Source organism: Shewanella goraebulensis (genome assembly GCF_030252245.1).
Classification (GTDB): domain Bacteria; phylum Pseudomonadota; class Gammaproteobacteria; order Enterobacterales; family Shewanellaceae; genus Shewanella; species Shewanella goraebulensis.
Window position 1 is genome coordinate 2,432,320 of sequence record NZ_CP126972.1, and the last position, 14,770, is coordinate 2,447,089.

General features: G+C 36.3%; 11 protein-coding genes. 10 read left to right on the plus strand and 1 reads right to left on the minus strand.

All coding sequences use genetic code 11. The annotated features are described in order from the left end of the window. The first annotated feature begins 235 nt into the window (after nucleotides 1–235). A complete protein-coding gene (locus QPX86_RS10195; protein WP_285165110.1) occupies nucleotides 236–2,242 on the plus strand; it encodes a TonB-dependent copper receptor in 2,007 nt (668 codons plus the stop codon). Nucleotides 2,243–2,325: 83 nt separating this feature from the next. Here QPX86_RS10195 and QPX86_RS10200 read toward each other — a convergent pair whose 3' ends face one another. Next, nucleotides 2,326–3,174, minus strand: a complete 849-nt coding sequence (locus QPX86_RS10200; protein WP_285165111.1) for an enoyl-CoA hydratase/isomerase family protein — start codon at nucleotides 3,172–3,174, stop codon at nucleotides 2,326–2,328. Nucleotides 3,175–3,418: 244 nt separating this feature from the next. On the opposite strand from QPX86_RS10200, the gene QPX86_RS10205 reads away from it, so the two are divergent. The 9 genes from QPX86_RS10205 to QPX86_RS10245 all read left to right on the plus strand — a co-directional run bounded on the left by QPX86_RS10205 (nucleotide 3,419) and on the right by QPX86_RS10245 (nucleotide 14,761). Further along, nucleotides 3,419–4,333 carry a LysR family transcriptional regulator gene (locus QPX86_RS10205; protein ID WP_220755314.1) on the plus strand — a complete coding sequence of 305 codons (915 nt, stop codon included), beginning with the start codon at nucleotides 3,419–3,421 and terminating at the stop codon, nucleotides 4,331–4,333. Nucleotides 4,334–4,500: 167 nt separating this feature from the next. Beyond that, on the plus strand, nucleotides 4,501–5,751 hold the full coding sequence (locus QPX86_RS10210; protein ID WP_285165112.1) for an acyltransferase family protein: 1,251 nt from the start codon (nucleotides 4,501–4,503) through the stop codon (nucleotides 5,749–5,751). Nucleotides 5,752–5,803: 52 nt separating this feature from the next. Beyond that, entirely contained in the window at nucleotides 5,804–6,022 is a 219-nt protein-coding gene (locus QPX86_RS10215) for a DUF6500 family protein (RefSeq protein WP_220755316.1), read from the plus strand. A 19-nt stretch (nucleotides 6,023–6,041) separates the two neighbouring features. Next, nucleotides 6,042–6,758 (plus strand): pseudouridine synthase, encoded by a 717-nt coding sequence (locus tag QPX86_RS10220; protein WP_285165113.1) that lies wholly within the window; start codon nucleotides 6,042–6,044, stop codon nucleotides 6,756–6,758. Nucleotides 6,759–6,902: 144 nt separating this feature from the next. Next, nucleotides 6,903–7,211 (plus strand): YkgJ family cysteine cluster protein, encoded by a 309-nt coding sequence (locus QPX86_RS10225; RefSeq protein ID WP_220755327.1) that lies wholly within the window; start codon nucleotides 6,903–6,905, stop codon nucleotides 7,209–7,211. A 41-nt stretch (nucleotides 7,212–7,252) separates the two neighbouring features. Beyond that, a complete protein-coding gene (locus QPX86_RS10230) occupies nucleotides 7,253–7,801 on the plus strand; it encodes a DUF4145 domain-containing protein (protein WP_220755318.1) in 549 nt (182 codons plus the stop codon). A 246-nt stretch (nucleotides 7,802–8,047) separates the two neighbouring features. Next, a complete protein-coding gene (locus QPX86_RS10235) occupies nucleotides 8,048–8,428 on the plus strand; it encodes a SpoIIAA family protein (protein ID WP_285165114.1) in 381 nt (126 codons plus the stop codon). A 362-nt stretch (nucleotides 8,429–8,790) separates the two neighbouring features. Continuing rightward, the gene (locus QPX86_RS10240) at nucleotides 8,791–10,005 is read left to right on the plus strand and encodes an EAL domain-containing response regulator (protein ID WP_285165115.1); all 1,215 of its coding nucleotides are present in this window, start codon (nucleotides 8,791–8,793) and stop codon (nucleotides 10,003–10,005) included. Next, a complete protein-coding gene (locus QPX86_RS10245) occupies nucleotides 9,998–14,761 on the plus strand; it encodes a PAS domain S-box protein (RefSeq protein WP_285165116.1) in 4,764 nt (1,587 codons plus the stop codon). Before QPX86_RS10240 ends, QPX86_RS10245 begins: the two co-directional genes overlap by 8 nt. Nucleotides 14,762–14,770: the final 9 nt, after the last annotated feature.

Genomic DNA, 14,770 nt, shown 5'->3' on the forward strand with positions numbered 1-14,770 from the left:
CTTGAATATTCTTTTTTAAAGAATCCTACCTATGTTAATGACTTGTGACAAGTGCAGTGTCAATGAATCCTAAAAAAATAAACAATCAAATGCTAATGAAAACTCCAATAAAATCAGATGTGTGACGAGCATCAAATCCGCCTGCGACACATTGTCGCACTGTTCAAAATTCTCGTTGAGCAAAGTAAGGAAGTTTGAGAAAAAGTGCCTATATTAATAAAAAACGGGCGCAACGATGAAACATAACACCACAATATTAGCTGCAGTGATTGCTGCAGTATTAACCCCCCAAGTCGCTTTTGCCGATCACCCATCCAAAAATCAACAAGAAGGCTGTGATGGTGATAAATGTGATGATTATATTGTTGTTACTGGTGAGCTGATGAGTGAACCAACAAAAGTCACAACTGATCCTAAAAAACCGCGTTTACCTTTACCTGCGTATGATGGTGCAGGGTTCTTAAAAACAATTCCAGGATTTAGTATTAGCCGTAAAGGCGGTGCCGGTGGCGACCCATCATTGAGAGGCATGGGCGGTTCAAGAGTCAGCATTGTTGATGATGGTCAACATGTTTACGGAACATGTGGCGGACGTATGGATCCACCGACGGCTTATATATATCCAGAAGCTTATGATGCAATTACTGTGATTAAAGGACCGCAAACAGTTAAATACGGGCCAGTTGGTTCGGCGGGTACTGTGCTATTCGAAAAAGATCGCCATAGTTTTTCAGAAAAAGATATAGAAGGAAGAGTCAGCATGACTGGCGGCTCTTTTGGAAGAGAAGACTATTTAGTTGAAATTAAAGCAGGAACAGAAACGCATTATATTGACTTTGATGCGAATAAGTCTCAAAGCGATCATTACGAAGATGGTGATGGTAATAAGGTGCAGTCGAGTTATGACCGTAATAATTATAATGTGGCGCTTGGCTGGACTCCGGATGAAGATACAGTTGTTGAATTATCATATGGAAGCTCAAGCGGTGAGGCCGAATATGCTGATAGAGCCAATAAAGCTCGTCAAATAGATAATGAGAACTACACCTTGCTAGGGCAGCGCGACTTTGACTTATCTTGGCTTAATACTATTGAGTTTCAACTTTATACTAATGAAAATGATCACATCATGGATCAGTTTGATCAGGGTGTTAATTCAGGCGTGAATGTTCGTCGTGAAACTTCAGGTGGTCACTTGTGGTTTGATTTAGCCTTAAGTGATAATTGGGACACTGTCATTGGTATTGATTACATGGACAGTAATCATGAAGGCAGAAGCATAGATAAAGATATTGATAATGGTCTTGATGATTTACTGTCAAAGCCATTTGATGAAAACATGAGTTATCAAAATATCGGTTTGTTTTTTGAAGCAAGTTACAATATGAGTTATCAATCAAGTCAGGGAAAAATCTTAACGGGTTTACGAGTTGATCAGTGGGATACAGAACTGCACGTAGGCCAAAAGGGTCAACGCGAAGATGATCTCGTGAGTGGTTTTATCCGATATGAACATACTTCAGGCAATAGTCAGTACTATATTGGTGGCGGAAGAGCTGAGCGGATCCCTGATTATTGGGAATTCATGAAGGCTGATGATGGCAATATGTCTAATAAGGCATTTGATTTAGAACCAGAAAAAACCACACAAATCGACCTTGGCTGGATTTACCAAAATATCGTTGAAGTGTCGTCGGCCTTTTATTATGGCAAAGTTGATGACTATATCTTGATTGACTCCAACACCACCAAAACATCAGCTTACAATGTCGATGCGACTATATGGGGTGGTGAACTTGGGGTTATGTATCCTTTTAATGACCAATGGTCGGCGCAAGCCACAGTTAGTTATAGCCATGGCGATAACGATACTGACAACACACCACTTGGGCAGATTTCACCACTTGAAGGGCGAATTTCTGTTAATTACGAATCTAATAATTGGACCGCAGGATTGTTCTGGCGAATGGTCGCGGCTCAAGATCGAGTGGCCATTGGCCAAGGTAATATTTCAGGTCAAGATTTGGGTGAGAGTAGCGGTTTTGGTACCTTGTCAGTAAACGGTTCGTGGAAGCATGATGACTTGCTAGTCAGCTTTGGAGTAGAGAACTTATTTGATATTACCTACGCTGAACATGTTAGTCGCTCTGGTGCAGGTAACGATATTCCAGGTAGCGAACCTATGTTTCAAGTTAATGAGCCAGGTAGAACGGCTTGGGTGAAACTAGATTATACCTTTTAGTACAGTGACATCTCTATAAAATGAGAAAAGGGTTTCAGACATACTGAAACCCTTTTTAAATAAGATTTTAATGGCTTAAGTCATTAATCATTAACTTCTTGAACATTAACGACTAATTGCTCCCAATTACGTTGATTATCTATTTCAAACTGAGCGCCTTGCTCGTCAGCCCATGTAAAACGGGTAATCGCAGATGTTTTGCTGGTGGCTTGATATAACCAGTACGCTTCTGCTTTTAACGCTTCTTCAATAGGTTTATCGATTGATTCATAAACGGTTTGTTTACAAGCGTTAATAGATTCAGCTGGGAATAATGCAATGCGGCGTGCAAGGTTTTCAACATACTCACCAATTTCATCAGGCTCCAATGCTTTATTGATAGTGCCGTATACTTCTGCTTCGTCAGCTGTAAAATCTCGAGCACTTAGAATAATTTCAAGCGCACGGCCTAAGCCAGCTTGGCGAGCCATACGAGATGCACCACCGCCACAGGGTAATATACCCATTCCGACTTCCATCTGCATAAATTTATATTTTCCTCGTGCAGCAAAACGCATATCACAAGCCAAAGCAAACTCATGTCCACCGCCACGCGCAAAGCCTTCAAGTTTTGCAATGGTGGCTTGAGGTAAACGACTAATTCGCTCTAGGACTGATTGTAGATCGAGTAATTTTGCTTCTTCGCGAGATACAGCTTCTTTTGACATGTCTCTTAACAGGTTAGTGTCGTAATGACATACCCAAATTTCTGGGTGAGCAGATTGAAAAACAACAACCTTTATTTCTCGATCGCGCTCTAAACGCAATGCTAAACTGTTGAGATCAGCAAGCATTTCTTGTCCTTGGACATTTACAGGTGGGAAATCAATCGTAACCCAAGCAATCCCGTTATCTGTTTTAACATTGAACGTTGTAAAGTTCTTATATTCCATGGTTGTTGTCCTTGTTATTTCCTAGTATGAATTTGATGCAAATATTTAATGTGTTACTTACATAACTAAAAACTAGGCCATTAAGAAAAATTAGTGAACAATGGTTTTTGATAAAGAGAATCAAGCATTTCTATTAACTAATTTAGTATCACTTGGTCTTCTAATTGCTTGTTTGAGATTAGACTTGTTTAAAGCGGCATATATCAGCGCAATAATAAAACATTGATTAATTGGATAATTTTATATGGATACAGAAAGTTTACGTTTGTTTGTCAAAGTCGCTGAATCATTAAGCATTAGCGCTGCGGGGCGTAAATTAGGGCTTTCACCTGCAATCGCATCGGCAAGGTTATCTAAGCTTGAAAATCAATTAGGTACTGATTTATTACACCGTTCAACGAGAAAGGTGTCGTTATCTACCGAAGGTGAGGGATTTTTGCCTTATGCTAGAGAAATTTTAGTGCAACAAGATGCCGCTATTGCTGCCATTGGCACTGAAATTAATGAAGTAAAAGGCGTATTAAGGTTCACGGCATCAAATACCTTTGCGCAATTGTATATTTTGCCAGTATTACCAGAGTTTTTGGTGATGTATCCAGAGTTAGATTTAGAACTCAAGTTAAGCGATACACAGGTCAATGTTATCGAACATGGTATTGATCTCGCGCTTCGAAATACTGAAGTAAAAGATAGCGGTTTAAGAGCGAGAAAACTGGCGGATGATCATAGAATTTTATGTGCATCACCAGCCTATATTTCAAAGTACGGTTCGCCGCAAACGCCTGAATCATTGGCAGAACACCAATTGATTGTGTTTAAAGATGCTAAAGGTCGAAAATTGACAAGAACAGAGAATAATGAGGAAAATGGCTCTGTATTTCCACCATCAAATGCCAGGGTAAGATTGAGTTGTGATGATGGTACCAGCATGAAAATTGCGACTTTAGCAGGAACCGGTATATCAATGAATTCTTATTGGAGTGTCGCACATGAAATAAGACAAGGCGATTTAGTTCATATACTGCCGGAATATCATATTGACGATCAAACTGCTATTTGGTTGGTTTACCCCAAGGCTAATGCCTTAAGTGCTAAGGTAAGAGTCTTTATCGATTTCTTAGTAGAGAAGATAGGCGAGCCTGCGATTTGGAATCGATAACACCTTGTAAATTGATTGCGTTTTACTTGGGCGTGTTAATTTTGTGGTGTTATTGTATTTATAATTTGACCTACGATTAAATCATGTAGATGCAATCGTATGTAATTGAATAATGTTTATGCAGTCGATAGGTTAGCTAGTTAAGGTAATGCTAATAAGAAAGCAATATGTCATCTAAACATCTATCGACACGTTCTTCAAAACTAGAATTGAAACAAGATTTAAAACAACAAACGAACAACTCATCAAAACCTGATCCCCATTGTGCTCCTTCAATAAATGATGAACTAAATAGTGTTGCTGACTCCAACATTGTTAATGCTATTGAAGCTGTGAAAAATATACAGTCAAATCATAATTTACAATTCAATCAGCCATTACATCTGTTTAGAGGTTTAGCCATCATTGCCATTGTTGGTGCGCATGCATGGTCATTTATGATTTTCTGGACGGGCTCTTTAGACTCTGTTGGTTTAGAAGTGCTGTTTTCAGTCACAGAAATGCTTTTTCATGGCTCTACACTCTACTTTGCCATTATATCTGGTCTGCTATTCAGTTTGATACTCATGAAACGTTCATGGAAACAGTTCTATTTAAGCAAGCTTCTCAATGTGTTATTGCCCTATATTGCAGTGTCTTTGTTCTACTTTTCAGTTTATGGAGGCTGGCAAACAAACGGGGCAATTAAACAATTTTTACTTAGTGTGTGGATGGGAAAAGCATCTATTCATATGTGGTATATTCCTGTGTTAATGGTGTTGTATTTATTGACACCATTACTGTGGCATATCGTGAAAAAACCAAGGTTATCATTAGTCACAATTGCCATCATATTACTACCGCTTATCATTTCGCGGAGTCCATTCCCTGACTTTATTAAATTGCAGACCTTTATCTACTTTATAGGTGCTTACACACTAGGTATGTTTGCCGGTGCCTATTATGAAAAAATACTGCATTGGATTAGTCAAAATATTAAAACGCTATTGACTGTATTAGTCATCTTAAGTGTTTTGATTATCTGCAGCTATTTCTATGACTTTATTGACGTAGGCTGGTTTTCATTAAGGCAATCGTTAATATACGTACAAAAACTGATAATTGCAGCCACAGTTTTATACGGATTACATTGGCTTGTTGACCAAGAAGACACTGATATAAATCCTTTACTAGTTAGTACCAATAGAGTGGTAACAGTTTTAGGTCATATGGCATTTTCGATTTACTTTTTACATGTCTTTTTTATGGGATGGGTCATTTACGCGGTACAAGATTGGTTTTTGATTGATAGAAGTGCCACAGAGATATTACTATACGGTTTACTGAGTTTAATCAGTTCCATAGTCGCGAGTGTAATGTTTACTAAGCTGGCACAGCTATTATTATACAAACATTCACGTAAACTCATCGGCGCCTAAATTGTTTGAAGCATTCATGTTTTAACTGGATCAGATTCAATAAGAGATAGCTATGAGCCCAGAATTACGTCAACGTATTATGACCATTTGCGATAAGAAAATTGAACAAAAAGGAGATAATGTAGGACTCTCTTTTTACGCTTTTTTCGCAAATAAAAATGATAACCCTGTCGAATTGATGCAAGTTGCAAAATGGTGGATTGAAACACATCAGTTAGATCACTTTGAAAAGGCTTTTAAGATAAAAGCAATGATTCTAGCTGACTCATAGTAGGAAATAACGAAACCATATGCGACTTGATAAATTCGTTTTACGTAGTACACAATTGAGTAAACCATCTGTCATTTCTTGTATTGAATCAGGTGAAGTAAGAGTTAATCAAGATGTGATTACAGATGCACGCTATCAAGTGCATGAAAATAATTATATTGAATATCAAGGTAAGCAATTAGTCCCAAGGCCTTTTAGGTATTTAATGTTTAATAAGCCAGTAGATACAATATGTTCGAATGTAGATGGAGATTATCCTTCAATTTTAAATTATCTTGAAATTGAAAATAAGGATGAACTTCATATCGCTGGGCGATTGGATGCTGACACGACGGGTTTAGTGCTTATCACTGACGATGGCCGCTGGTCTTTTAATATCATGAAACCAGAAACGCATTGTGAGAAAACATACCGAGTCACATTAGCAAAACCATTAATAGAAGGTGTAGCACAAAGGTTTTCTGAAGGCTTGTTATTACAGGGGGAATCTAAGCCAACGTTACCCGCTAAGCTTGAGCACATAGAAGTAGATTCAACCCATGATTCAATTGCGGAACTTCAAGTTTTACTGACTATTTCAGAAGGACGCTACCACCAAGTCAAAAGAATGTTCTTTACTGTAGGAAATAAAGTTAGACAGTTACACCGTGAAAATATTGGTAACTTGACGATAGATATTCCTGCTGGAACATGGCGGTATTTAACAATAGATGAGGTTAAGTCACTAACTTATTAATGTATCCGTTAATTAATTCAGCAAATATCACGCTAATAGGTCTTTAAGTTATGTATAAACACTGGGCTAAGGTATCATCTGCCAAAGATAATACACTTAGCTTATTTGTTTAAAATACAGCTAAACGCTATAGCAATGGCTGATATGAAAATAGAAATCACTGAAATTTTAAGTATAGATAGCACAGATATTGACCCCAATATTACCTGTACTGGTTGTAAAGCATGTTGTTGTAAATTAGAAGTGATTTTAATCTCCGAGACGGGCGTACCTGAAGAGTATATTGGTGAAGACCAATGGGGCGGAGAAGTGATGAAACGCCTAGATGATGGATGGTGTATTGCAGTTGATAGAGAGACCTTAATGTGTACTATTTATGAAAATCGACCATGGGTATGTCGTGAATTTGAAATGGGTTCATACGAGTGTGTAGAAGAAAGGCAGCAAATGTAAGTACTTAATTTAGATACTGTGAATAAAGGATTTGTCAGTTAATGAATGGAATGCAATTTTTTATAGAGTTATTAGATAAACTAGCTTGGCCGTTAGTTTTTATTTTTAGTGTTGTTACACTTCAAAAACCTTTGGCGGCGCTTATTCCGCTTGCTAAAAAGTTCAAATTTAAAGATTTTGAAATTGAGTTTGGCCAAGAATTAAAAGCGGTTTCCAAAAAAGCTGAAGGTGCATTTCCTGAACTGGAAATCGATAAAAAATCCGTACTTATAGCCTCAGTCGAAAACCTCCCCAATTCATCAATTTTACAAGCATGGAGTGAAGTTGATAAAGCCGCTGAAAATCTTATCCGAATTAAATTACCCAATGTCATATTGGATTCCAATACTCGATACAAAGACATTGAAGAAACACTAGTCTCTGAACATATCATCGATACCAAAAAAGCAAAATTATTCAGCGAATTACGTGTGCTGAGAAACAAAGTTGCCCACGCTAAAGGTTATGAAGTTGGTAAGGTTGAAGCCATACAATATATTGAATTATGTTTTGTGATGGTTGATCACTTAAATCATATTAGGCAGTTATAATGATTTGACTATGATAAAACAGCAAACATTAACGCACGTTAGTCAGGCTAAGAACCATGAGCTCAAGACATGGCTCACTGACAAAGAAAGTCTTTATCGATGGGGAATACAATTAATGATTACCATAAGACCATAAAAGATTTGCAGTCTGCTTTTTTGTCGATATATTATATTCACATTGTACGTATTCCATACAAATTTCATTCATTTTTTTGATATAAATATTGGCAAAACAGGAGTATTTATATGTCTGATGATACCCACGGCTTTTCTATCGGCGTCGATAGAGTCAACAATGATGTTTTCTTGTCATTAAAAGCAAAAGGCACACTAACTCATCAAGATTATCTCACTATTTCTCCGATCATAGACTCAGCTTTAGCGGAGGTTAAACATCCCAAAGTTAATGTGTTTATAGATGGTACTGAATTGAATGGATGGGAAATAAGAGCTGCCTGGGATGATCTTAAACTGGGACTCAAACACGGTAACGAATTTCAAAAAATAGCTATTTATGGTAATAAAGGTTGGCAAGAGGTGGCTGGCAAAGTTGCGAAATGGTTTATTAATGGTGACTCTAAATTCTTTGAAGACAAAGAACAAGCAATGAAGTGGCTGTTGAGTTAGACTAAGGTGTTGATAGGTAAACTAATTTTATTAATCGTTTTAGCGCCAACTTGTTAGTGATTAACGCTTACTGATGATGTTAATCAGAAAGTGTTTTTAGCTAATATCAAATCCAAATGAATTAAGTCAAAATTGTATGAAATAGTACTATAGCCGCATAATGTCAGCTTTTAGAACACTCATAAGCTGATTGTTAAATTGACTCGCTGTGAAATTGAATCTTAATTACAACTATTCTCAATTAAACATGAACAGATAAATTATACCTACAGTTTACTAGCAACAATTTGTTTTTTACTTGTTTTAATTCATATTTGTCTATACTTATTTTATGAAAAGGAAATTCAGAAAGTGTAGGCATAGTGACTAGAGAAATACATTCCATACTTGTAGTTGATGACCAGGAAATAATCAGGCAAATTTTTATTAAAAGTCTGCAGTTACTCGGTACCTATCAAATCACTGAAGCTTCTGATGGACTTGAAGCATTTACATTAATTAAATCGCAACCATTTGACCTTGTGTTTTGTGATTTAAATATGCCCGTAAAAGATGGGTTATATCTTCTGCAACGCCTTATTGAGATTCAATACACGAGTCCAATTGTACTTTTTAGTGGGGAAGATGAGACGCTCTTAAACTCAGCAAAAGTATTAGCAACACACTACCACCTCAATATTTTAGATATTGTGCCTAAACCAATAACTTCAGTAATGCTTAAGGATTTTATTGAACAAGCCAGCTCGATAAAAATTTTTCCTAAACAAAAAAAATTGGTCACTTTTACCTATAAACAACTGCAATATCATTTAGTACAAGGCCATGTAAAAGCTTTCCTTCAACCTCAATACGACCTCAAAACCAATCAAGTCTGTGGTTTTGAAGCACTTGCTAGAATTGTTTATGGTGAAAACGTTATATCTCCAGCACAATTTATCAATGCAGCTGAAGATACTGATTTAATTATTCCCTTGACCAAAGCGGTTATCTTGGACGCTTTTAAATACTTTTCTAGATTAAAAAAACCTTACCTAAGCCTAAATCTGTCTATAAATTTGTCCGGTAAAATTCTTGGTGATGAAACATTGCCGCAATGGATTGAAGAGCAAGCCTGCGCACTTGGAATTGCCAATAGTTCTATTACCTGTGAGTTAACCGAAACCGCCATTCCATCAGATCCATCGGTGATGATCGTAGCGCTACTGAGGTTACGGATGATGAAGTTTAAATTATCTATTGACGATTTTGGGACAGGTTTTGCATCACTAGAACAACTTCATATGTTGCCTTTTCATGAGTTAAAAATAGATCGATGTTTTGTGTCAAATATCATCAATAATCCAAAATCACGAGCGTTATTTAGTAGGAGCATTTCATTAGCCAAAGACCTCGATTTACTCGCTGTTGCAGAAGGTGTTGAAGATGTTGAAACCAAATGTTTAATTCAAAAACTTGGCTGCTCTATTGCACAAGGTTTTTATTTTTCTAAACCATTACCTGCAGAAGAGATGATAAAAAACATTAATGATGTTGGATTAAGTTTCGGTAACCATCAAGAGGAGGCACAAGTTGAATAAAAAATTTTCTGCAGCTTTTATTCTCGCGTCGATGTTGTTGATAATCGGAATTGTTATTTTTGCTTTGAGTAGCAATAGTTTATTAAAACAGCGGACAATTTCCTTCTATGAAAAAGAAGCAAAACAGTTAACTAGGCTTGTTGAAAAAAGTCTCCATGAGCGTTACCACGATAGTGAATTGCTGACATTATTTTTAGGAAAGGTAACTCAAAACGATTTTACTGAATCAGTTTCTTCAGAACAATTAGCAACGAAACTTAATGGTTTAATAGAGAATCGGTATTCATTCAAAAAAATAGCAATATTGGATTTACAAGGAAAAGTGTTAGCAGAAACAAATCGTAATTCAGATTCCAAGTTTGTAGCCTCGACTAGCTTAGATCAATTAACAATTGCGAATGCGGATTGGTTTAAAGCAATACGAAACTACCAAGTTAACCGAAACAATCATGTATTTATGTTTGGTCCACAAAGGCAATTTATAGATAAACAGCCAGGAAGTTATGATATTTTGTTCGGAAGCCCAATATTTGATGACCAGGATAAGATGGTGGGGATCTGGGTAAATATTGTAGATTTCAATATCGTTGAGGACATTTTTAAAGAAACGTACCAGAAATTAGTTGAGAAAAATCTATATCATGTTGAACTTTCCTTAATTGATAATAAAGGGTATTTACTTGTTGATTATGACCCTATAGCAAAAAAACAAGATGCATACATACGCGATTTTAATATCTTAAACAAAACAAACCTTGTTGACTTAAAGATTACAGGAGCAGATCGCGCCATCGCAGGCTTTTCTGGAACAGAACTTTCACACCACGAAATAAATGAAAAGAAACAAATAACGATTTATAACCATTTTTCTGGTTATAAGGAATTACAAGGTATTGGCTGGTCTACATTAATTAGAATAGATGAAAGTGACATCTTCTCAGCGGCTGAATTGTTAAACAAAAATATGTATTTATTGCTTATCTTTATTTTTGTTCTACTCAGTTTTCTTGGTTATTTTCTTTACAAAAACTTAGTTTATCCTCTTAATAAAATCTCAAGCACAATCATTGGTTTGTCAAAAGGTAAACTTACGACTAACAGTTTTAAGCACCTTGATTCACATACCAGAATACTACTTGAAGACTTGCAGCATAAGTTTGTAGAAAGTGAAAAACTATTGAGCAAAAGCCTTTACCAACAACAAACACTAGAGTTGCAAAGGAGTGCTATTAACTCAATAAAAACAGGGATTGTAGTTGTAGATATACAACTCCCAGGCCAACCGATTATATTTATCAATAAAGCTTTTAGCACTATTACTGGCTTCAGTGCTGAAGAAGTATTAGGGAAAAATTGTCGATTTTTACAGGGACCGAATACTGAAAAAGATTTAATTAAGCACCTTTCTCATGCAATCCATAAAGGAAAAGCCTGTGACGTAGTCATTACTAATTATACTAAAACAGGAAATGAGTTTATAAACAATCTGTCTATAGGGCCTGTTTACAATAGTAATAAAGAGCTAACCCATTACATCGGTGTTCAGACCGATATTACTGAGGAGAAAAGAAAAGAAGAAGCATCAACGGCGGAAATGACTTCGATACTTGAAAAAAGAACAAAAGAGTCAAAGGATTCAGCTGACAGACTAAGAGCGGTGTTTGATACGGCGCTAGATGGAATGATTGTATTAAATTCAAGAGGTACTATAAAAGATGTTAACCGTTCGCTGGAGTTGATCTTTGGAAGAACTCAAAGTGAATTAATAGACAAAAACATCAGCATATTATTATTGAACCTTCAATATAACAATCAACAACCGGTAGGAACTTCTGCATTTAGCGACTGGCTACAAGATTATATTGGTAACCCTCAAAAGATATATGGTTTACATAAAGCCGGACACCAAATACCTATAGAGCTTTCCGTTGGGGAAACCAAGCTTGAATCGGAAATGATGTTTGTAGCTATAATGCGCGACATTACTTTCCAAGAGTTGACCAAACAGCGTGAACTTAAATTACAGACTCAACTCCATGAACAAGAATTAATTTACCGAACAGCGTTCAACCAGGCTGCTGTAGGCATTGCACGTATAGGTATTGACTCAAGATTTGTAGAAGTAAACACCAAGATGTGTGAAATCTTGGGCTATGAAGAACAAGTTCTATTAACTAAAAAAATTAAAGACGTGACATACAAAAAAGATGTCGCTCAATCCTTTGAATACATAAAGGACTTGCTTGAAGATAAAAAGTCATTCTTTAATACTGATAAACGGTATATCAGAGGAGATGGCACAGTTTTTTGGGCAAACCTTTCTGTTTCTCTTGTTAGAGATGCTGAGAGTTTTGAACCTAAATTTTTCATTGCTGTTGTCGAGGACATCACAGAGCAAAAAGAATTTGCCGAAGATTTGTTTAATGCTAAAAATGAGCGTGACAAATTATTAAATGGCATCAATTTAGCTTCCGAAGCTGGAGGTATTTGTAACTGGTCATTCGACATAACAACAGGCGCTCTTAAATGGGATCCGAGGATGTACGATTTATATGAGATCGATACAAGTAAGCCCTTATCTTATGACGATTGGAAAAATGCTTTGCATCCTGATGATGTTGATAAAGCAGAGCAAGAAGTTGCAGATGCAATTAAAAATGTTTGTTCCATAAAAACAGAGTTTAGAATAGTCGTTGGCAAAAAGAACACGGTAAAATGGATACAGTGTTCAGCTGACTTATCGTTAGATGAAGATAATAACCCTGTCACCATGTATGGGATTAATATTGATTTAACCGATGAAAAAAATATTCAGCAGAAACTTGAAAAAGAAACTCAAGCAGCCAATCAGGCTAGTCAATCTAAATCCCGCTTTTTAGCCACCATGAGCCATGAAATTAGAACCCCTATGAATGGCGTGATTGGCATGGTTGATTTACTAAGAAATACATCACTTAATGCTGATCAAAAAAGAATGCTTACTACAGTTCGTGATTCATCATTTGCGTTACTGGATATTATTAATGACATTCTTGATTTTTCTAAGATTGAATCTGGACAATTAGAACTTGATACCGTGCCTTGTAATGTTTTGTCGTTAATCGAGAAAACAATGGACAGTCTATGGATAAGTGCCTCAAATAAAAATGTCGATTTATATATTGAACCAGACTTATTAACACCGATAGAGCTGATGCTTGATTCAGTTCGAGTCAGGCAAATACTGCTAAATATCGTCGGTAATGCGATTAAGTTTTCGGGAGGAGAAAATAAACAGGGAAGGGTTATTGTTAAAACAGACTATACAAATGATAGTATTTCACTAGAGGTTATTGATAATGGTGTTGGTATCTCGGAAGAACAACAACGAAAACTGTTTGTGCCTTTTTCGCAAGCCGATTCATCTACAACAAGAAAGTTTGGTGGTACAGGGCTTGGTTTAAGTATCACCAAATCTTTTACAGAGCTCATGAAAGGAAACATAGCAATTCAAAGTGAACTAGGAAAAGGTAGTTCATTCAAAGTAACATTACCTAACAATACTAAAACATCTTCAGTCACCCAATTTGAGCAACTAGACTTTTCACCATTCTCTATTTTTATCACAACTTCAGATACCTTTTTGTCAGCAAATTGCTTAGCTATTTTGTCTCAACTGAATCATGACAAAATTCAAGTCATAGATGACTCCTACGAGTTAATAACACAATCTATAAAGCCTGCCATTATTATTTCAGATAGCGAGAGATTTAAGTATTCAGAAGAATTTCAGCAAGTTAAAACGTTATTCTTAAATGATGATCCGATTAAAACAAAAGGCCATATCGATCCATACTCTTTTGTTGTCGGTAATCATCCATTAAAACCTACAGAACTTATCTTTGGACTGGCTATATTGTGTGGATTGAAAAGCCCGACACTCGATTGGTCAACTGTAAATACTGAAATACCAACAAAAATAATTCCACAAACGAAAGCAGAAGCTGAAGTGAGTAACACTCTCATATTAGTCGCAGAAGACCAGCCAACAAATAGATTGGTACTGGGTAAGCAACTCGAAAGCTTAGGATATGCTTTCGAAATGGCAGAAGATGGGGTAATTGCTCTTGAACTTTGGAAAAGTGGGAGGTTTGGTTTATTACTGACAGATTACCATATGCCTAATATGGATGGGTTGGAGTTAACACGAACCATTCGTAACATTGAGCTTGAAAGGAACATGGAACCGTTAACTATTATTGCAGTAACAGCTAATGCAATGGTAGGAGAGTCAGAAAAATGCTTTGAAGCAGGGATGAATGACTATATTGCCAAACCGATAGAAATTAAAGTTTTACGAGATACCTTAACTAAGTATATTTCGCTCATACATTCAACAAAAAAGAAACTGCCGAGTAAAAAAGATAACACGACATTAAATGATTCAGCTATAGATTTCAAAAAACTTGAGGCTGTAATAGGAACAGATGACCGAGAAATTACTAATGAAATTTTGACTATGTTTTGGTCAAGTGTGATCGAAGACTTTCAGGCGATCAAAGAGGCGCTAGATAGCAAGCAGCCAGAAATTATTAGAAGTAAAAGCCATGCAGCGAAAGGCGCTTCTGTTTCAAGTGGAGCGATTAATCTGGGTGAATTGTTTCAATGGATTGAAAAAAATAATAATAACTTTGAAGGGATTGAAAGCCAGATTAAATTAATAGATGGACAGCTACTTTCAATAAAACAAGTATTAGAAGCCCGAGAAATCCTCTAACAAACATAA